The organism is Bacillus sp. NEAU-CP5, assembly GCF_026420705.1.
In the GTDB taxonomy this organism is placed as follows: Bacteria; Bacillota; Bacilli; order Bacillales; family Bacillaceae; genus Bacillus; species Bacillus velezensis.
Window position 1 is genome coordinate 178,784 of sequence record NZ_JAPMOV010000004.1, and the last position, 21,091, is coordinate 199,874.

16 protein-coding genes and 2 pseudogenes are annotated in these 21,091 nt (G+C 47.8%); 11 read left to right on the forward strand and 7 right to left on the reverse strand.

Going from position 1 to position 21,091, the window contains the following annotated elements; genetic code table 11:
• The first annotated feature begins 17 nt into the window (after positions 1–17).
• The 4 genes from OTK50_RS13680 (at position 18) to OTK50_RS13695 (ending at position 4,321) form a co-directional block, all read left to right on the forward strand.
• Positions 18–959 (forward strand): sugar-binding transcriptional regulator, encoded by a 942-nt coding sequence (locus OTK50_RS13680; RefSeq protein WP_007407818.1) that lies wholly within the window; start codon positions 18–20, stop codon positions 957–959.
• Positions 960–1,049: 90 nt separating this feature from the next.
• A complete protein-coding gene (gene deoC / locus OTK50_RS13685; protein WP_038460434.1) occupies positions 1,050–1,718 on the forward strand; it encodes a deoxyribose-phosphate aldolase in 669 nt (222 codons plus the stop codon).
• Between the two features lie 92 nt (positions 1,719–1,810).
• Positions 1,811–2,992, forward strand: a complete 1,182-nt coding sequence (locus tag OTK50_RS13690) for a NupC/NupG family nucleoside CNT transporter (RefSeq protein WP_004393280.1) — start codon at positions 1,811–1,813, stop codon at positions 2,990–2,992.
• A 27-nt stretch (positions 2,993–3,019) separates the two neighbouring features.
• Positions 3,020–4,321, forward strand: a complete 1,302-nt coding sequence (locus OTK50_RS13695; RefSeq protein ID WP_007614811.1) for a pyrimidine-nucleoside phosphorylase — start codon at positions 3,020–3,022, stop codon at positions 4,319–4,321.
• Positions 4,322–4,360: 39 nt separating this feature from the next.
• Here OTK50_RS13695 and OTK50_RS13700 read toward each other — a convergent pair whose 3' ends face one another.
• From OTK50_RS13700 to hutP, 6 genes are all read right to left on the reverse strand, one after another.
• Positions 4,361–5,779, reverse strand: coding sequence for an amino acid permease (locus OTK50_RS13700; protein ID WP_007407815.1), 1,419 nt, complete (start codon positions 5,777–5,779; stop codon positions 4,361–4,363).
• A gap of 70 nt (positions 5,780–5,849) precedes the next feature.
• Positions 5,850–6,800, reverse strand: coding sequence for a formimidoylglutamase (gene hutG / locus OTK50_RS13705; protein WP_038460430.1), 951 nt, complete (start codon positions 6,798–6,800; stop codon positions 5,850–5,852).
• Positions 6,793–8,058 (reverse strand): imidazolonepropionase, encoded by a 1,266-nt coding sequence (gene hutI / locus OTK50_RS13710; protein WP_266121906.1) that lies wholly within the window; start codon positions 8,056–8,058, stop codon positions 6,793–6,795. The genes hutG and hutI overlap by 8 nt, the downstream gene beginning before the upstream one ends.
• Before the next feature lies 1 nt (position 8,059).
• The gene (hutU, locus tag OTK50_RS13715) at positions 8,060–9,724 is read right to left on the reverse strand and encodes a urocanate hydratase (protein WP_038460425.1); all 1,665 of its coding nucleotides are present in this window, start codon (positions 9,722–9,724) and stop codon (positions 8,060–8,062) included.
• Positions 9,721–11,259 carry a histidine ammonia-lyase gene (gene hutH, locus OTK50_RS13720; protein WP_038460422.1) on the reverse strand — a complete coding sequence of 513 codons (1,539 nt, stop codon included), beginning with the start codon at positions 11,257–11,259 and terminating at the stop codon, positions 9,721–9,723. Before hutH ends, hutU begins: the two co-directional genes overlap by 4 nt.
• Positions 11,260–11,371: 112 nt before the next feature.
• The gene (gene hutP, locus OTK50_RS13725) at positions 11,372–11,818 is read right to left on the reverse strand and encodes a hut operon transcriptional regulator HutP (RefSeq protein ID WP_004393292.1); all 447 of its coding nucleotides are present in this window, start codon (positions 11,816–11,818) and stop codon (positions 11,372–11,374) included.
• Between the two features lie 241 nt (positions 11,819–12,059).
• Between hutP and OTK50_RS13730 the strand changes: the two genes are divergently transcribed.
• Both OTK50_RS13730 and OTK50_RS13735 read left to right on the forward strand, forming a co-directional pair.
• Positions 12,060–13,466 carry a glycoside hydrolase family 43 protein gene (locus OTK50_RS13730; RefSeq protein ID WP_266121907.1) on the forward strand — a complete coding sequence of 469 codons (1,407 nt, stop codon included), beginning with the start codon at positions 12,060–12,062 and terminating at the stop codon, positions 13,464–13,466.
• A gap of 184 nt (positions 13,467–13,650) precedes the next feature.
• Positions 13,651–14,040, forward strand: a complete 390-nt coding sequence (locus tag OTK50_RS13735) for a (deoxy)nucleoside triphosphate pyrophosphohydrolase (RefSeq protein ID WP_021494688.1) — start codon at positions 13,651–13,653, stop codon at positions 14,038–14,040.
• Here OTK50_RS13735 and OTK50_RS13740 read toward each other — a convergent pair.
• A complete protein-coding gene (locus OTK50_RS13740; RefSeq protein WP_239034010.1) occupies positions 14,029–17,160 on the reverse strand; it encodes a DUF3427 domain-containing protein in 3,132 nt (1,043 codons plus the stop codon). The two genes, OTK50_RS13735 and OTK50_RS13740, sit on opposite strands and share 12 nt — an antisense overlap.
• Positions 17,161–17,808: 648 nt before the next feature.
• Here OTK50_RS13740 and OTK50_RS13745 point away from each other — a divergent pair.
• The 5 genes and pseudogenes from OTK50_RS13745 to OTK50_RS13765 form a co-directional block, all read left to right on the forward strand.
• Positions 17,809–17,916: pseudogene (locus tag OTK50_RS13745) on the forward strand (PTS transporter subunit EIIB); the annotation flags it as partial.
• Positions 17,902–18,266 (forward strand): annotated as a pseudogene (locus tag OTK50_RS13750) (family 1 glycosylhydrolase); the annotation flags it as partial. The pseudogenes OTK50_RS13745 and OTK50_RS13750, both read left to right, overlap by 15 nt.
• Before the next feature lie 90 nt (positions 18,267–18,356).
• Entirely contained in the window at positions 18,357–18,803 is a 447-nt protein-coding gene (locus tag OTK50_RS13755; protein WP_007614788.1) for a universal stress protein, read from the forward strand.
• 147 nt (positions 18,804–18,950) lie between these two features.
• Positions 18,951–19,862 carry a DMT family transporter gene (locus tag OTK50_RS13760; protein WP_088461880.1) on the forward strand — a complete coding sequence of 304 codons (912 nt, stop codon included), beginning with the start codon at positions 18,951–18,953 and terminating at the stop codon, positions 19,860–19,862.
• Between the two features lie 141 nt (positions 19,863–20,003).
• On the forward strand, positions 20,004–21,068 hold the full coding sequence (locus OTK50_RS13765; protein ID WP_044802374.1) for a polysaccharide lyase family 1 protein: 1,065 nt from the start codon (positions 20,004–20,006) through the stop codon (positions 21,066–21,068).
• Positions 21,069–21,091: the final 23 nt, after the last annotated feature.

A 21,091-nucleotide genomic window follows, 5' to 3' on the forward strand; every position in this document is an offset into this window, starting at 1 on the left:
GAGAGGGGAGGCGCGACATGGATCGTGAAAAACAGCAGCTCAGCATAGAAGCGGCAAAACTATATTATCAATCAGATTACAGCCAGCAGCAGATCGCCGAACGGCTTGATCTGTCACGCCCCACCGTTTCAAGGCTGCTTCAGTACGCAAAGGAAAAAGGGTATGTTCAAATTCGCGTCATGGACCCGTTTGAGGATCTGGACGAACTCGGCGCGAAGCTGGAAGAAAAATACGGGCTGCTTGAGGCGCACGTCGTCTTTTCTCCAAGTGACGATTACCAGGCCATTACACATTACTTAAGCCGCTATGGCGCAGACTATATGCATAAAACCGTAAAGGACGGCGATATACTCGGCGTAAGCTGGGGGACGACGATGTACCAGATCGCAAGTCGCATGGAGCCGAAGCAGGTAAAGAGCGTTGAAGTCGTGCAGCTGAAAGGCGGCATCAGTCATTCCAATGTTAATACGTACTCGTCAGAAACGATTCAGCTGTTCGCCGAAGCATTTCAGACCATGCCGAGGTATTTGCCGCTGCCGGTTATATTTGACAGCGCCGATGTGAAACAGATGGTCGAACGGGACAGACATATTAAGCGGATCATTGAAATGGGCAGACAAGCCAATATCGCCCTGTTTACGGTCGGAACCGTCCGGGATGAGGCGCTGCTTTTCAGACTCGGCTATTTCCGGGAAGAAGAGAAACAATTGCTGAAAGCACGCGGAGTCGGCGATATTTGTTCGCGCTTTTTTGACGAGGAAGGCAGGATTTGCAGCAGCAGCATTAACGGCCGGACGATCGGAGTCGAGCTCAGCGACTTGAAAATGAAAGAGCGTTCGATTCTGGTGGCGGGCGGCAGCAGAAAATGCAAGGCCATTCACGGTGCCCTGAAAGGAAAGTACGCCAACGTTTTGATTACCGATCAGCATACGGCCAAAAAACTCATTCAAGAATTGTGACAATTCATGAACATAATTTCAATTACCAATTTACATATGTTCAAAATTCGGTTATTCTAAACGTATCCTAGGAAAAAGGAAGTGCATACAATGTCAATTGCAAGTCAAATAGACCATACTGCTTTGAAACCGCATACACAAAAAGCGGATATTTTACAACTGATAAATGAAGCAAAAGAATATAAATTCGCTTCCGTTTGTGTAAACCCGACTTGGGTCAAACTTGCAGCGGAGGAACTGAAGGGCACGGGAGTTGACGTTTGCACCGTTATCGGATTTCCTCTCGGCGCAACGACATCGGAAACAAAAGCATTTGAAACAAAGGATGCCATCTCAAAAGGGGCAACTGAGGTTGACATGGTCATCAATATCGGCGCATTAAAAGACGGCGATGATGAAGCGGTTGAAGCTGATATCCGCGCGGTAGTTGAAGCAGCTGATAAAAAAGCGCTCGTCAAGGTGATCATCGAAACATGCCTTTTGACAGATGAAGAAAAAGAGCGCGCGTGCCGCTTGGCGGTATCCGCAGGCGCAGATTTCGTCAAAACGTCTACCGGTTTTTCTACAGGCGGGGCAACGGCTGAAGATATCGCTCTCATGAGAAAAACAGTCGGACCGGACATCGGGGTCAAAGCATCAGGCGGCATCAGAACAAAAGCCGATGTTGACAGCATGATCGCTGCGGGCGCGAGCCGGATCGGCGCAAGTGCGGGCGTCTCTATCGTGAGCGGCGGAGACAGCGGCAGCAGCGACTATTAATCAGCAGTGCGGAAGCTGAAAGCTTCCGCCATCCTCTTTCTTTGTTGATGCATAAAAAATTGTAAGCGAATACAAATAAAAGGAGAACACATATGAAGTATCTCATCGGAATTATCGGAATCATTGTGTTTTTAGGTCTTGCCTGGCTTGCCAGCAACGGCAAAAAAAGAATCAGAATCCGGCCGATCGCCGTCATGCTCGTGCTGCAGCTGATTCTCGGTTATATTCTCCTCAACACCGGTATCGGGAATTTTCTTGTCGGCGGTTTTGCAAAAGGATTTAACTACTTGCTGGAATATGCCTCAGAAGGGATTAACTTTGTATTCGGCGGGCTTGTGAATGCGAAACAGACGACGTTCTTCATGAGCGTGCTTCTGCCGATCGTCTTTATATCCGCTTTAATCGGAATTCTGCAGCATTGGAAGGTCCTCCCCTTCATCACGAAGTATATCGGTCTTGCGTTAAGCAAGGTGAACGGAATGGGGAAAATCGAATCTTACAACGCTGTCGCATCTGCGATTTTAGGGCAATCAGAAGTCTTTATCAGTTTGAAAAAACAGCTCGGTTATCTTACTGAACAGCGCTTATATACGCTTTGCGCATCCGCAATGTCGACGGTCTCAATGTCGATCGTCGGTTCTTACATGATGATGCTGAAGCCTGAATACGTCGTGACGGCGCTTGTGCTGAACTTATTCGGCGGATTTATCATCGCTTCTATCATCAACCCGTACACCGTCAGCAAAGAAGAGGATTTGATCGTCGTTCCTGAAGAAGAAAAGCAATCCTTTTTTGAAGTGCTCGGTGAGTATATAATGGATGGATTCAGAGTCGCCGTCGTTGTAGCGGCGATGCTGATCGGATTTGTCGCACTCATTGCTCTGGTCAACGGCGTTTTTAATGCGGTCTTCGGCATTACATTCCAGGCGCTGCTCGGATATGTATTCGCGCCGTTTGCGTTTTTAACCGGTATTCCGTGGAATGAAGCGGTGAGCGCCGGAAGCATTATGGCGACGAAAATGGTATCGAATGAATTTGTGGCGATGCAGACACTCTCATCCGGCGATTTCCATTTCAGTGCGCATACACAGGCAGTGGTATCTGTATTCCTTGTCTCATTCGCGAATTTCTCCTCTATCGGAATCATTACCGGTGCGGTGAAAGGGCTGCATGAAAAACAAGGAAACGTCGTCGCGCGGTTCGGGCTGAAGCTGCTGTACGGCGCAACGCTCGTCAGCTTCCTGACAGCGGCGATCGTCGGATTGATTCACTGAACATAAATGAAGGACAGGTGATAGATCATGAGAATGGTAGATCTTATTGTAAAAAAACAAAATGGAAAAGAACTGACAACAGAAGAAATTCAATTTTTCGTAAAAGGATACACGGACGGAAGCATCCCTGATTATCAGGCAAGCGCACTGGCTATGGCGATTTACTTTCAGGATATGACAGATCAGGAGCGCGCCGATCTGACAATGGCGATGGTGAATTCAGGGGAAACGATTGATCTCTCCGCCATTGAAGGCATTAAAGTCGACAAGCACTCTACGGGCGGGGTCGGCGACACGACAACTCTCGTACTCGCACCGCTCGTCGCGGCGCTCGGCGTTCCCGTTGCTAAAATGTCCGGCCGCGGTCTCGGCCATACGGGGGGAACCATTGATAAGCTGGAAGCGATCGAAGGCTTTCACGTGGAATTATCAAAAGATGAATTCATCAAGCTTGTGAACCGCGACAAAGTAGCCGTCATCGGACAAAGCGGCAATTTGACGCCTGCTGATAAAAAGCTGTATGCGCTGCGTGATGTAACGGGTACGGTGAACTCCATCCCGCTGATCGCAAGCTCAATTATGAGTAAAAAAATCGCCGCCGGAGCAGATGCCATCGTGCTTGACGTCAAAACGGGAGCCGGCGCGTTTATGAAAACGGATGAAGACGCCGTGAACCTCGCCAAAGCAATGGTCCGCATCGGAAACAACGTCGGCCGCCAGACGATGGCCGTGATTTCTGATATGTCGCAGCCGCTCGGTTTTGCGATCGGGAATGCCCTGGAAGTACAAGAAGCCATTGATACATTAAGAGGGGAAGGGCCTGAAGACTTAAACGAACTCGTCCTCACGCTCGGCAGCCAAATGGTCGTATTGGCGAAAAAAGCTGAGACATTGGAAGAAGCGAGAACGAAGCTGCAGGAAGTCATGAAAAACGGCAAAGCGCTTGAAAAGTTCAAAGAGTTCCTGAGCAATCAGGGAGGAGATGCTTCTGTCGTTGACGATCCGTCCAAACTTCCGCAGGCGGCGTACAAAATTGACGTTCCGGCAAAAGAAGCGGGTGTCGTTTCAGAAATCGTCGCTGACGAAATCGGCGTCGCAGCGATGCTGTTGGGCGCGGGACGTGCGACAAAAGAGGACGAAATCGATCTTGCCGTCGGCATTATGCTTCGCAAAAAAGTCGGTGACAACGTCGAAAAAGGCGAGCCGCTCGTTACCCTTTACGCCAACCGCGAAAACGTTGACGACGTGACTGCCAAAGTCTATGACAACATCCGCATCTCAGAAAAAGCGGAAGCGCCGAAACTGATTCATACGCTGATTACGGAATAAGACAAGAAAGGCACATACCTCAACAGTATGTGCCTTTTTTTATGGCATGGTTTTATCCAAATGAATGTCACGGACGGATTGTTTCGGCTGTTTCTTTCTCAAAAAACGAATGAGATAGCACAGGATCATACAAGGAATTCCGCAGAAGAGGGCGATTCTTTGATTGGGATCAAATGCAAGGCCTACGCATGAAGCGAAACATAAGATCACAGCGGCGATCGGAACGAGAGGGTATAACGGTGTGCGGAAGGTCAGATCCGAGACGCGTCCGCCGTTTTTCACATAATGTTTTCGAAATAACAGCTGAGACAGGGCGATGCTCATCCACACCACGACGCCGGCAAATCCGGCTATTGCCACAAGCACCACGTAGACCGTGCCCGGGGCGGCGATGCTTGAGATCAAGGATATGCAGGAAACGGCCATGCTGGCGAGCAGAGCATTCAGCGGAATTCCTTTCGGCGTGACTTTTTTGAACCGGGCGCTGATCATGTTTTCATTCGCAAGAGACCACAGCATCCGGGTGGAAGCATACAGTCCGGAGTTGGCGACCGAAAGCAAAGCCGTTAAAATCACGAAATTCATGATATCGGCGGCGTATGGGATACCGATTTGGGAAAAGACCGCGACAAACGGACTTTCAATCACACCGGCTTCCTTCCAGGAGATCAGTCCGGACAGCACAAAAATGGCGCCGATAAAAAAGATGACCGTTCTCCAGGCGACATTTCGGATCGAACGCGGAATATCTTTTGCCGGATTGGCGGTTTCACCCGCTGTAATTCCGATCAGCTCCGTCCCTGAAAAGGCGAAGCTTACGGAAATCATTGCAATGAAAACCGCAAGAAAGCCGTTCGGAAACAGTCCGCCGTGCGAGGTGAAATTCGACAGCATCGGAGCTTCACCCGAACCGTGCAATGAAATCAAACCGAACATCGCGGCGCCGCCTAAGATGATAAATAAAAGGATGGTAACGATTTTGACGCTGGAAAACCAAAACTCTGTTTCTGCAAACAATTTAACGGAGAATGCATTGGCGGCAAAAAGGAGAGCCGCGAAAATCGCGCTCCACATCCAGACGCTGCTGTGGGGAAACCAGCGCTGCATGAGGATACCGGAAGCTGTAAACTCCGATCCTACCGTCACCACCCAATTCACCCAATACATGATACCGACCATAAAACCCGTGGACGGCCCGATAAACGTTGTCGCATACGTTTGAAATGAACCGGTCACAGGCATGGCTACTGACAATTCTCCGAGACACTGCATGACAAGATACATCATCAAGCCCCCGATCAGGTAAGCGGCGATCGTCCCGCCCGGCCCGGCCTGGCTCAATGTATACCCTGTGCTCAAAAACAGCCCCGTGCCGATGACTCCTCCCAATGAAATCATAAATAAGTGCCTGCTTTTCATCGTGCGCTTTAGTTGATTGCCGCCTTGATCAACATCCATCGTGATCTCCCCCTTTTTGCGTGGCGTGAGAATCTTCCGGCAGCCGAGAGCACGCGTGCCGGATTTGACTTTAACGTGACAATCTAAATCCCTTTAATGCATGTAAAATGACGTGTGCGGCTGCCCGGCTTGTCATATCGCGAAAATCAAGTGTCGGATCAACCTCAACGATCTCAATACCCGAGATGTCAGCCTCACTGGCTAAAAACCGGACCGCCTGAAGCAGTTCTTCGGTATACAGGCCTCCGGGGCCGATCGCGGGGCAGCCGGGCGCATGGGCTTGATCCAGCACATCCATATCAACCGAAATAAAGATGGCGTCGGCTCTTTTTTGAACGGCCGGCAAGACCTCTTGTATCGTTCGGAGGAGCCCTTTCTCCCGGATCATTTCCATTGTATGCACGTCTGCCTGCCGTTCTTTTACATATTGTTCGTATGCCGAGCTGTTGCTGAACTCCCTGATCCCAAGCTGAATCAGGTTTTGTCCGCTTATGATATTTTCATCTAACAGCCGGCGGAATGGCGTGCCGTTTGTCGGTCCTCCGTCTTCTGTGTTGCGGACGTCGTGGTGGGCATCGAATTGAAACACGGCCGTTGTTCCTTTCGTTTCCGCAATGGCTTTAATGGTGGAATAACTGATGGAGTTGTCGCCGCCGAGAATGACGGGCACCCAGTCAGGCTGGTCCGTCAGAATGTCATGAATGGTCCGATAAATGTGTTCATGAGATTTAACGACATCCGTGACGTGAATCTGAATATCGCCGATATCGTACAGATGGTTAATGACATGCTCCCGCAGCTCCGCGGAATAAGCGGAAATCCCGCCGAGCGCCCGGCGGATCGCACCGGGTGCAAAGCAGGCGCCGGAATGGCTGATTGACGACTTAGAAAGCGGAACGCCGATCAAAGCCGGCCCTTTGATCGTTTGTCCCGCCCACGCTTCCGTCACATCGCCGATCCTTGTCACATGGCGGTCGTTGAAGAGGGAGCCGGCTTTTTGCAGAAACGGATACTTATCCAAGAGCGGCTCCCTCCCTTGAGACAACCGTCTTTCCGTTCTTGATGACACGGTGTACATGATTGACGCCGTAATGATACGGGATATACATGTAATTCGGCGCTTCCCAAATGACAATGTCAGCCGCCCGTCCGGCTTTAATTTGTCCGGCCTCTTCGCCTTTTCCGATCGCATACGCGGCATTAACGGTGACAGCGTGCCAGATTTCTTCTGCGGTCATTTTTAAATGAAGCGCGGCAATCGACATAATGAGCTGGAGATTTTCCGTCGGTGAGCTGCCCGGGTTGAAGTCAGTCGCCAAACTGACCCGTACGCCCGCATCAATCATCTCCCGGGCTCTCGCATAAGTGTGTTTGCCGAGATAGAAAGTTGTGCCCGGCAGCAGGACGGCGATTGTTCCGGACTCCGCTAGTTTTTCGATGCCTTCGGCAGACGCCCCCACCAAATGATCGGCAGAAACAGCATGCAGTTCTGCCGCCAATTCCGCGCCGCCGAGCGGGTCAATCTCATCAGCATGGATTTTCAGGCCGAAACCAGCTTCAGACGCCTTTTTCAGGTAGTCCCGCGACTGGCTGACGGTAAAGACGCCTGTTTCTGTGAAAATATCGGCAAATTGCGCGAGGCCTTTTTCTTTTATTTCAGGCAAAAGCTGCAGCATGCGATTCAGAAATTCGTCAGGGCTGTTCCGGTACTCAGGCGGAATGGCGTGTGCCCCCATAAAAGTTGTGACAAGGTCGACCGGCTGGCGTTCGCCCAGTTTTTTCGCCGCGGTCAGCTGTTTCAGCTCCGTGTCTTTGTCGAGTCCGTAGCCGCTTTTTACTTCTGCCGTCGTGATGCCGTATGACAGCATGCGTCCGAGGTGAAAAAGCCCTTTTTCAATCAGTTCTTCTTCGGAAGCGGCTTTCGTGTCTTTGACCGTTGACAAAATACCGCCGCCTTGCGCCAAAATATCCAAATAGGACATGCCCTGAATTTTTAAATTCAGTTCTTTTTCCCGGGACCCCCCGAATACAAGATGGGTATGGGGATCGACGAGGCCGGGGGTGACGAGCCGTCCCCCGCAGTCGATGATGTCTCTTGCCTCGTATCCTTCCTCCGCTCCTTGATGTCCGGCAAAAACAATGCGCCCGTCGGAAATGCCGATGACAGCATCTTCCGTGACACGAAGATTCTGCATGCTTCCGCCTGATCGGGGGCCGCCGGATTCCATCGTCAGCAGCTGGCCGATGTTGGTGAGTATGGTATCTATTTGTTTCGGCATGTTACCGCTCCTTTTTCATCGGTATCATAATGTCTTGTTCCTCGGCGACTTGAGCCGCTTTTTCATAACCTGCGTCTGCATGGCGGATGATGCCCATTCCCGGATCGCTTGTCAGAACGCGGGAAAGCCGTTGTTCCGCAAGGATGCTGCCGTCAGCGACCGCGACCATTCCCGCATGAAGGGAATACCCCATGCCGACGCCCCCGCCGTGGTGAAAAGAAACCCAGCTTGCGCCTGAGGCCGTGTTGATCAGCGCGTTCAGCACCGCCCAATCGCCGACCGCGTCGCTGCCGTCTTTCATCGCTTCTGTTTCCCGATTCGGAGAGGCGACAGATCCGCAGTCTAAATGGTCTCTTCCGATGACGATCGGGGCTTTCAGCTCGCCGTTTCTGACCAATTCATTGATGGCGAGCCCCATCTTTTCCCGTTCACCGTAGCCGAGCCAGCAAATACGGGACGGCAGGCCTTGGAATGTGACTTTTTTCTGTGCCATGTCAATCCAGCGGTGAAGGGCTTGATTTTCTGGAAACAGCTCTTTTAATAAAGCGTCCGTGCGGTATATATCTTCAGGGTCACCCGACAGCGCGGCCCAGCGGAACGGCCCTTTTCCTTCACAAAATAAAGGCCGGATGTAGGCGGGAACGAATCCCGGAAAATCAAAAGCATCGGCGAGACCCTCATCTTTGGCAGCCTGGCGGATATTGTTGCCGTAATCAAAGACGACGGCACCTTTTTTCTTGAAGGCGAGCATGGCTTCCACATGCTTTTTCATACTCTGCTTGGAAAGCCTTACGTATAATTCAGCCTGATCCCGGCGCAGGCGGTCGGCCTCTTCAAGTGAGTATCCTGCCGGAATATAGCCGATCAGCGGGTCGTGAGCGGAAGTCTGATCGGTCACGATGTCAATATGGACGCCGCGGTTCAAAAGCTCATGATGCACCTCAGCCGCATTACCGAGAAGGCCGATCGATAAAGGTTCTCCGGCTTGTCTGGCTGCTTCGGCCCAGCGCAGCGCTTCGTCAATTGATGCGGTTTTACGGTCGCAATAGTTTGTTTCCATCCGTTTATCAATCCGTGTTTCATCCGCTTCAACGGCGATGACGACGCCATCATTCATCGTGACGGACAGCGGCTGGGCGCCTCCCATTCCGCCAAGTCCGGCCGTCAGCGTAAGGGTTCCTTTCAGACTGCCGCCGAAATGCTGTCTCGCAAGCTCCGCAAAGGTTTCATAGGTGCCCTGCAGAATACCTTGTGAGCCGATATAAATCCAGCTGCCAGCCGTCATCTGCCCATACATCATCAGCCCTTTTTTCTCAAGGTCATGGAAATGCTCCCAATCCGCCCATTTCGGCACGAGAACCGAATTGGCTAGCAGGACGCGGGGCGCGCGGCTGTGCGTGCGGAACAATCCGACCGGTTTTCCGGATTGGATCAGCAGTGTTTCATCATCTTTTAACATTTTGAGGGAACGCTCAATCGCGTGAAAAGCATCCCAGTTTCGTGCGGCCTTGCCTATGCCGCCGTATACGATCAGATCCTCCGGCTTTTCGGCAACCTCCGGGTCAAGGTTGTTTCGGAGCATGCGGAGCACGGCTTCCTGCTCCCATCCTAAGCATTCAAGTTCGGTGCCGCGGCCGGCGCGGATTGATTTCTTTACATCAGTCATCTTGTAAGTCCCCCTTCATTGGTCATCAGTTTGTGGTGATGCTCATTCGGCAGAAAAGACTCCTTCTTCAGCCAGTCACTCAGATGCTCGATGTCATAAGAAAACACGCGGTCTTCTTGTATGGACGGCACGATGTTTCTCATTTCGTGATAGAGCTGTTTTGTGTACGAGGCGCAATGTTCCGCACCCCGGTACTCCACGGCCTGCAGCGCGCAAATAGCTTCAACGGCAAGCACCCGTCTCGTATTCGCAATGATCTGGTAGGCGTGCCTTGAGGCGATGGTTCCCATGCTGACGTGATCCTCCTGGTTTGCCGATGAAGGAATGGAATCGACACTGGCGGGATGGGCCAGGGTTTTATTTTCTGACACGAGGGAGGCCGCCGCATATTGCATGATCATCGCTCCGGATTGTAAGCCGGGCTGAGGGCTCAGAAAGGGCGGCAGGTCATTCAGCTGCGGATTCACAAGCCGTTCGATCCGGCGTTCAGAAATATTCGCAAGCTCGGCCGCCGCCACTTTGAGAAAATCCATGGCAAAGGCGATCGGCTGTCCGTGAAAGTTTCCGCCTGAGATGATTTTGGCGCCGTCTTCGAAAATGAGCGGGTTATCTGTCGCGGCATTCATCTCAATTTCTAATTTTTCTTTTACATACGCTAATGTCTGCCATGATGCGCCGTGGACTTGAGGAATACAGCGGATCGAATAGGCGTCCTGGACACGCAGCTCCCCTTGGACGGTCGTCAGCTTGCTGTCTGACAAGTAATAGCGGATTCGCTCTGCGACATCCATCTGTTCCTGATAACCGCGGGCGGCATGAATGTCCTCGTCAAACGCATCGATAATACCCTGAAGGCCTTCGATCGTTAAGCTCGCGATCCGTTCCGACTGATAGGCCAGCTTTTCGGCTTCGAGGTAAGCGATCAGCCCCATCGCGGTCATGGCCTGCGTTCCGTTGATCAGCGCGAGTCCTTCCTTAGAGGTCAGGACGGCCGGCTGAAGGTTTGTCTGTTCTAAAGCATGAGCTGTCGGCATCCGGGCCCCTTCGTAAAAGACTTCGCCTTGACCGATAAGCGCCAGTGCGAGATGAGAAAGCGGCGCCAAATCCCCGCTCGCCCCCAGTGACCCTTGCTGCGGGATGACCGGGTGAATGCGATGATTGAGATACGCGAGCAGTTGATCAATCAGCTCAGTCCGCACGCCGGAAAAGCCTTTCAGCAAGGCATTGGCTCGCAAAAGCAGCATGGCCCGCGATACAGATTCCGGAAACGGATCACCGACGCCGCACGCGTGAGAAAGAATCAGATTCAGCTGCAGATCCGCGGCGTCTTCTTTTTGAATCAGCACATCGCTGAACTTGCCGAATCCCGTCGTAATCCCGTAAATGGTCTTCTCTTCTTGAACGATCCGTTCAACCGCCGCCCTGCTTTTTTTCACGCGTTCCATGCTTTCGGCAGATGCTTGAACCTCTTCAAAATCAAACAGCACACGCTGGGCATCTGCGGTTGTCAGTGAGGAACCGTCTAACGTCACCATCATTTCAACCCCTTTTCCTTTACTTTGGTAAAGCGCCCATACAAAAAGGAGCTATGCCATGAAAATGATATTTCACGCATAGCCCCCTATCATCTGAAATCTATGGGCTGATTCATATGTGATTAATTCCGACTCCGAATGTTTCGTGCTCAAGCCCCTTAATCGGAGCCCCGATCGTGCCGTAAAGTGAAACGGCGATCCAATCGCCTTCCGCCTCGCTTTCATACGGATTTCCCCGCAAGACGGCAAACTTCAGGCCCACGGTACGAAGCAGCGAGCCAAGCAGCATTTCGCCCCGCGTCACTCCGTGCAAAGCTTCCATTGTGGCATGATACAGCGCATGTGATTCGCGATAACCCTCAGATTGAATGACGCCGCTCTTTTTGGAAGCGGTTTCAATTGCGGCTACCACCTTATGCGCATCCATTGAACCCACCCTGCCGAGACAGACTTTCCAGCCGTCCCGTTCCAGCCGGCTGATCTGCTGGTTTTCTTCAGTCTCATGAAGCAGAAGAAGGACGGACAGTCGCCCGATGCGGCGGTCTTTGTGTAAGGTCATATATGCTTCACTCAATTCTTAAATATTCTGATAACTAGTAACTGTTTTTTATATTAAGTGTTTGCGAATCAGAAGTCAAAACTTTTTTTCCAGTCTTTCACAAATCAGATTGTTATCGAAGTAAAGCGGTACATCGCGAAGCCGGCGCTGTTGATCACATATTTCCGCCATCCGCATCATAAAATGGAGCGTTGTCTTGAAAGCGTTTTAAGAAAAGAAGAGAGCGAGGAGATTTCAGAAAATGAAAACCAGTTTCTTTCGTGTGTGCCTGGTCTCAGCAGCGGTCATCGGGTTCACTCTGCCGCAGGCAAAAGCCCAGCATCCGGTTTTTTCAGAGGTCAGCGTGCATGATCCGTCCGTCATCAAAACAGGCGATACATATTATGTATTCGGCTCGCATTTGGCTTCCGCCAAGTCGAAAAACCTGATGCAGTGGCAGCAGATGTCTTCAAGCGTCAATCCCAATAATCCCCTGATCCCGAACGTCTACACCGAATTAAAAGAGACATTCGACTGGGCCCAGTCTGATACGCTGTGGGCGCCGGACGTCGCCCAGCTGTCTGACGGGAAATATTACATGTACTATAACGCCTGTAAAGGAGACTCGCCGCGATCCGCTCTCGGTGTCGCCGTGAGTGACAAGATCGAAGGACCCTACAAAAACAAAGGCATCTTTTTGAAATCGGGCATGGAAGGAAAAAGCGAAGACGGCACGACGTATAATGCAAACGTTCACCCGAACGTCGTAGATCCGCAAACGTTTTTTGACCATAAAGGCAAGCTCTGGATGGTGTACGGCTCTTACTCCGGCGGGATTTTCATAATGGAAATGAATCCGAAAACCGGTTTCCCGCTCCCGAACCAAGGCTACGGAAAAAAACTGCTCGGCGGAAATCACAGCAGAATCGAAGGCCCGTACATCAGCTACAATCCGGAAACGAAATATTACTATCTGTATCTGTCATTCGGCGGACTTGACGCAGCCGGCGGTTATCATATGCGTGTGGCGCGCTCTAAAAATCCGGACGGTCCGTACTATGACGCCGCAGGCCATAACATGCTTGATGCCAAAGGAAAAGACGGCAGTTTCTTTGACGACAAAGCAATTGAACCGTACGGGGTCAAACTCATGGGCGGCTACAGCTTCGCCTCACAATCTGAAAAAGGCACGGGCTACGTATCGCCGGGACACAACTCCGTGTTTTACGACGGGAAAACGAAACGATCATACCTCATTTTCCACACCCGTTTCCCGAACAGAGGCGAAGAGCACGAAGTCAGAGTGCATCGGCTGTACATGAACAAAGACGGATGGCCCGTTGCAGCGCCATACCGCTATGCGGGAGAACCGGATACACACATATCGGCGGCCGCCGCATCCGGAACCTACAAACTCATCCAGCACGGAAAAGACATTACAGCTACGATCAAAACCCCAAAAAACATCCGGCTTAACAACGACGGCACCATTTCCGGGGAAATGACCGGAACCTGGACAATAACGGACAGCAGCAAAGCCCGAATCAACCTGAACGGCACAAATTATGACGGCGTCTTCCTGAAAGAATGGGACTCAGCGAGAGAGAAAGAAGTTGTGACGTTTAGTGTGCTGAGCGGTGATGGGGAGGCTGTTTGGGGAGTGAAGTGAAAAAGCACCTACTCCAGTTTGGAGGGTGCTTTTTTCTTGCTAATTAGGAGAATGACCTTCTATTGCTTTTAATAAACTAATTGAATTATGATGGACTCAACCTCTATCATTTGTAGTGAATAGTATAAAATTAAAAACAAAAATTTGAATACATACCTATGAAAAAACGAAAGGAAGTTTAATTTTGAAAAAAACAATAAAAGTAGCCGCCGCAGTTATACAAAATGAAAACAATGAAATTCTATGTGCTCTACGTTCTCCAACAATGTCTCTTCCTAATCTGTGGGAGTTTCCTGGTGGAAAGCTTGAAGAAGGAGAGAATGCTCGGGAAGCACTTGTAAGAGAAATTGAAGAGGAACTTGACTGTAAAATTGTTGCGGGCGATGTGATAGCCGATATTCATCATGAATATGAGAAGGTCATCGTCAATTTAATTTCAATAAAAGCGAAGATTGTATCAGGAGAGCCGGTAGCAAAAGAGCATGCGGAATTCAGATGGGTGCCTATACGTGAGCTAGAATCACTAGAGTGGGCACCCGCTGATCTTCCGACCGTATCTGCTTTAATTCGTTAAATCCACATACAAGTTTTCTGGGACAGGCTGATGGAGCTTCCATTTGACATTCATTGGCTTGTCTCCGTGGCTTGATACATAGTCTACCTCTCCTAAATAAGTAAATGGCAAGGTGATTTTATGCATTTTCTTGCATTTCCTTACAAACAAATGATAACAATAATCTTTTTGTTTATGATGAGTTATACTTTGACCACCCTTAGTTTCATGAGAGGTATGGTTAGGACTTTGCCAATGAAAGTGACTAGGATCAATAAAATAATCCTTGTAAAGTAGATGGTCTTCAACATCCTCTGATTTATTAAGAGTGACAAAAATTAAATACTGATTTTTGACTCTTTTTAAGCCCTCTCGCCAAGTCCCTTCCTGATCAGTTGACTGAAAAAGATAAATGAGCTCATTTCTTGTATAGGTCTGATACAATGTTAGCTTAATCTCTTTTGAAGCAAGGGCTTCTATATTGTTCATACGTCTAAATTCAATCAGTCCATAGTGGACGCGCTCCTTAATATACGGTCCGAATAATGGATCGTTTAAAATCTCGCTCACTTCTGGATCTAACTTGAATGTATCACCTTGTAATGTACCAAAGCGCCAATTCTGTTTTTGATCTGATTTCGTTAAACGCTCCATTGCTCGCTGAATGAGGTCATCATGTGTATCTGTTGTGATTTGAATATGAAACTGTTTTTCTAACGATTCTTTTACATCTTCTATTGTGATGATATTTTTGTGAAAACCGCTCTGTAAAATTAACCATTCATAAGGCCATTTAATAGGTAATTGCTGTTCTAATTTTGCTACTATCCCTACAACCAAGGGGTTATTGAGAATCCCTTCATCTGTAACATTCAAATCGTCCATTTTCTTTTTGGTCTGTACCCACGATTTGTATTTCTTTATAAAAAAGGTAAGCCCAGGTGCCTGTTCAGAGTATAGAAAATCAATTAATTCTGGAGAGCGTCCTAGCTCTTGTTTAAATTGCTTGTATAACGTTTTCAGCATGGCATCTGAATTTAGTTTAATATGATCGATCTTATTTAAAATTTCTTTCTTCGTTACGGCTGAAAGGTCAACATAAGATCCTCCAGGTAAATCTGAAAACTCATGCGTCACGGCCACTCGGAGGGAATCTTTATCAAACGATTTTTGGCTTGTTTGTCCAGATAGTGCGAGTGGAATAACGAATGACTTTTGATAGTTTCCGATAAAATCCAGTATCGTTACAAACTCTTTGTCGTCAGTTTTTCTAAGTCCCCGTCCTAATTGCTGAATGAAAATCGTTGGTGATTCTGTTGGTCTAAGGAACAATAGTAGATTGAGCTTTGGAATATCTATTCCTTCGTTGAAAATATCTACTGTAAATATAATTTCTAAACTGTGGTGAGGGTCCTCTAGTTGACGAATGACCTCTTGTCTTTTTGCAGGAGAATCATTTCCTGTTAAGTAAGTTGTATAAAATCCCAATTTGTTAAATTCATCACTCATGTATATTGCGTGTTCGACGTTTGTACAGAAACCTAAGCCAACCATTTTCTCGCCGTGGAATCCATACATGTTGATCATCTTGATGATATATTCTACTCGTTTATGAGTTTTTAAATGATTTACTAGCGATTTCTCTTCGTACAGCCCATTTTTCACTTTTACTTTTTCGTAATCTACAGTATGATCTGAAATTCCAAAATAGTGAAATGGCGCAAGTAGCTCTGCCTTTAGAGCATCGCGGAGTCTAATTTCGTAAACAACATTATGATCACAAATCTGAAGGACGTCTTTACCGTCAAGGCGCTCTGGAGTTGCAGTTAAACCTAATAAAAACTTTGGTGTAAAGTAGTTTAATACAGCTTGATAGGTAGATGCTTCTGCATGATGGAATTCATCAATCACAATGTAGTCAAATTCATCTGTTGAAAAGGATTCCAACGTTTCTTTTTTATGTAGCGTTTGTACTGTGCTAAATAGAAAACGTTTATCTCTTTCTTTTTTCGTTCCAGTCAATAAACCAAAATCTTCATGATTATTGGTGACTTTCTGAAATGTTTCGATTGCTTTTGTAAGTAATTCTTCCCGGTGGGCAAGAAAAAGATATTTATTTGGTTTAAATTGCTCAAAATCAAATGCTGCTAAAAATGTTTTTCCGGTTCCAGTGGCGGCGATGATGACTGCTTTTGTCTCCCCTTCGTTTCTTGTTTTTTTAAGGTTTCGTAACGCTTCCTTTTGCATGGCATTCGGGGACATTTTCGTTTTGTAAAGAGAGTTTTGAGCAGCAAAAGAAGCACTTACCTTTTGGCTTCCTGCTTGGAATTCCTCATAGGCTTGTAAAAATTGTTCGTCAACAGGCTGTGTCTTTTCATTCCAAACCGTGTCAAACAAATCTTTTGTTTGTTGATAAACAGGAAGATATCTGGTTTCGGGTAGTCTAACATTTAACTCATACCCTGTCGTAAGTGCAGCTTGTGATAGATTTGAAGATCCTACAATGACACTATGCTGTCCAGAACAGCGTTCAAATAAGTATGCTTTCGTATGGAAAGATTTTTTATATTCATTTACAATTCTCAACTCAACATTTTCAAATTGAAGAAGATGTCTTAACGCCTTCGGTTCTGTAATACCCATATAGGTAGATGTAATGATGCGTACAGGGACATGTCTTTTAGCAAGCTCCTGAAGCGGAGAGATCAAAAGCTGAACACCAGACCACCTTGTAAAACTAACCATAAAGTCTACCCGATCCGCCGTTAACATCTCGTGTTTTAATGCTTTGAAAAAGTTATCATGAGTTTGATGATTTCCCAACAGTTTCAGACGGTGGAGAGAAAATTCCTCTGAAATAGGAAGTTCCATTTCATTTAAACTATAAAGCACTGTGGAAAGTGGTAATGAAAAATTCGTATGTTGTCCAAGCTGAGAAGCAATCTTCTCGCTCAGCTGAATCGCTTGTTCATATTGATCTTGTTCCACAAGTGTTTGAAATGTCTCGCTCAGTTGTTTTGCCGTATGTAAAGTCAAAACCTCTGCATATTCTTTTGGGCTGACCGGTTGAATGCGATGTGATGTTGGATAAAGTTTTTGTTGTTGCTGAATTTCCTCATGGAAGCCTCTATGATTTCTCATCATAATCTCCTTTTTTATATCAATAATTCCATTTTATCACTACTCTTACCAATAGGTAATACTAAAAAAGAAGAGAATAAAGTCCTATTTATTAAGCGCTAAAAAAATAACGCTGAGGTAGTTTGGTGGAGTATGGAGTATTCTTACATTGGAAATGAGGTTACTGTTGAGGTAATGGGCATGAATTGACTGCATGATCTAGTGTCTGCTCTTATCAACTGGAAGCAGGTACCACTTTAACCGTTGTGGACAAACTAGAGAAGAGGAATTAGGGCGCAATTTAACTTAAAGCTACTTTACCAGAGGTACTTAACATGAGGGGTCTTTTAGTTAATTTAGTAGATGGGAACAATATTTTAATGCCTTTATATATTTGACTAGTACATTTTTAAAAATGTAAGCGTTGACACCCCGTAAAACCAGTGCTAAGTATACATATCAGCCCAATATCATTCACCCAGGATTGTTACTGCAAACCGCCAGGCAAAACCTAAATTGCGTCAGACAGGGAAACCCCGTGTTCTGTGCAGTTTAGGTTTTTTTATACCCTTTTTTCGGAGGTGATGCTGATTTCATAACAAAAAAGCCGGAGAAAGGCGGCCGCCTTTCGTCCGGCAGTTCCCCCATATTTAAGGAGAATCAAAAGAGATATTACAACTTGTCGGCGGGAAGGAGAATGTGCAGAGTGTCATCCATTGCATGACGCGGCTTCGTTTTAATCTGTATGACAATGCGAAAGCAGACGGAGCGGGCTTGCGCATCACCTTAAATACGCTGTACGACCGTTATCAGAAACCGCTCTTTATCGTCGAAAACGGGCTCGGCGCGGTTGATCAGCCCGAGGAGGACGGAACCATTCAGGATGACTGCCGCATCAATTATCTGCGTGATCATTTAATAGAGGCAAGAGAGGCGATTGAAGACGGCGTCGACCTGATCGGCTGCACGTCGTGGGGGCCGATTGACCTCGTCAGCGCCTCAACGGCAGAAATGAAAAAACGCTACGGCTATATCTATGTCGACCGCGGTAATGACGGAAAAGGCACGTTTGAAAGAAAAAGAAAAGTTTTTATTGGTATAAAGACGTCATCGCCACAAACGGATAAAGTCTGTAAACGCAATGTTCCAAAGCAAGCCGGCAAAATTGACATTCAGCAAAGAGAGGAGGACAATAAAAGCAGAAAGGCGGGATTCATATGTTTAAAAAAATTCTTGCAGCAGTAGACGGTTCAGACATGAGCGGCAAAGCTTTGGACGCAGCGATCCATCTGGCGAAAGAACAGGAGGCTGAACTCACCATTCTCTATGCGGGACGTGAAGCCGTTGTCTCCACATCAGCCTTAACAGGGATTGTCTATGTTCCGGAAAACTTCATTGAAGACATTAAACATGAAGTCGAGCAAAAAGGAGCGGCCATTCTGGAAGAGGCCAAGCAGAAAGCGGCTGAAAGCGGGGTAAACGCGGAAAGCCTGTACGTCCAAGGCGAACCTGCGCATCAAATTTTAAACATAGCGAAAGAACAGCATTTCAATCTGATTGTCGTCGGAAGCCGCGGAATCAGCGGATTTAAAGAAATGATGCTCGGAAGCGTGAGCCATAAGGTCTCACAATTGTCTCCTTGTCCTGTACTGATCGTTCATTAAACAGAAGACCCTGCTGATGCGGGGTTTTTTTAATGAGAAAAGACCGCCGTCTTTCGAAAAATAGGATGAAATCTTCCTCTGAATCAAGTAAAATGGCTGTTAGTATTTGTCTGAATAAACAGTCAATGATATGGAGGAAGCAAATCAATGCAAGCTGAACAAACATCAAATGCCGTCATCAAAATGGTCATTTCCATGGTCATTTTCGGATCAATCGGCTTTTTCTCGGAACATACGAATGTGCCTTCAATTGAACTGGTCTTTGTGAGATGTCTGTGCGCCTCATTGTTTCTGGGCGTTTGCTGGTTTGGTTCCGGACGGTACCGCACCGAACAATGGAACCGGCGTGAGGTGCTGCAGACAGTGGCCTGCGGATTTTTTCTCGTGCTGAACTGGGTGTTTTTATTTAAATCATTTGAGGAGACATCAGTGACGATAGCGATTTCCGTTTATCATCTGGCTCCGGTTCTCGTCCTTCTTCTAGGGAGCCTTATATATCGGGAGAAACTGCATATTGTGTCTGTCACTTCCATCGTGATTTGTTTTCTGGGCACCGCCCTGATTTCCGGCATCAACGGAAGTACATCTTTTTCTCAGCTGATGGGATCGGGTATTATTTGGGCCGTGCTGGCCGCCCTTTTTTATGCCTTTACGACACTGGCCGGGAAAGGCATCAACAGTCTCAGTCCATATGCGGTCACCTGTTTGCAGACTGGATTGGGCGTTATCATTCTTCTTCCGTTCGTCCGTTTCGGCGCTTTTTCTGATTTGTCGCATGTGAATTGGATCATGATTGTGTCAACCGGTATCATTCATACGGGAATTGTGTATTTGCTCTTTTTTGACAGTTTGCGGTTTTTATCCACCCGGTTTATTTCAATCATCGTATTTCTTGATCCGGCGGTGGCGATTGTGCTTGACACCGTATTTACGGGATTTCGCCCCGACCTTTATCAATCTTTGGGGATTGTATTGATTTTTGCGGGAATGGCGCTGTCCCTGATTCGAAAGCAAAAAGCCGTGCCGGCGGAAACTCAGGCAGACAGCACCCGTATATAGGCGGCCGTACCGGCTGCTTTTTTTGTTTTGGGGCTTTTCAGCCATAACGAAAAAGCAGACAAACAGATCATGGAAAAAGAGGATGGTAATTGTATAATACTTCTTGTGTTTACAATTTAAGAAATTAAAGGAGTGAAGGGTATGATAAAGAAGACGCGTCATCTCGCTTTCTTGGCTGCACTCGGCTTTGCGCTTTGTCTGGCCATCGTATGTTCCGCATCAAAGCAGGCAGAAGCGGCAGCGGCTTATCCGGATGTGATGCAGGGACTTACCGGATTCGCGGGAAATGCGAAGGATCATAACGGAAAAGCAAAATCCGCCGTATCGGGAGGCCAGGGCGGCCCCGTCGTCTACGTCAGCAATCTTAATGATCTGAAAAACAATGCGGGAGGAACGGACCGCAAAACCATCGTCATCACAAGTGATATTTCTTCCCCGGGTAAAGCCGTTGTGACAGTCGGCGCCAATAAAACCATCGTCGGCTCTTATACCAGCCACAGGCTGACCAACATCTATCTGACCACCGGCTCCGGCTCAAACAATGTGATTTTCAAAAATCTCATTATCAGCCATAGTGCCGCCATTACGGGCAACAACGACATTCCGATGTACATAGCGAACGGACAGAATTACTGGATTGATCACGTGTGGTTTGAAGGACACAGCTACAATCCGAACAGCCACAGCGATTTGGGAAAGCTTCTGTATGTCGGCGCCAAAGCGGATTTTGTGACGCTGTCTAACTCTAAATTCACAGACCATCTGTACGGCCTGATTCTCGGTTATCCGAATGATGATAACGAAGGACGCAATTATATCGGCTATCCGCATATGACGATCACCAACAACTATTTTAATAACGTCTATGTCCGTTCACCGGGCCTGATGAGATACGGCTATTTTCACGCGAAAAACAACTATGTGACCAATTTCAATTTAGGATTCACCATTCATACAAACGCGACTGTCTTCTCAGAAGCCAACTATTTCGGTAACGGAAATGAAAAAGGCGGAATGATAGACGACTACGGGACTGCCCAATTCACCGACATCGGTTCATTCCCGTCGCTCAAAGCCCCGAAATCACCGCGCACCGGCTGGAATCCGAGATCAAATTACAGCTACGGCACGCTTTCAGCCCAGGATGCTAAAAACTTCGCACAATCCTACGCGGGAGCGCAAAATACAAATCTCCGCTATCCATAATACGAAAAACCGCCGGCAGCCGG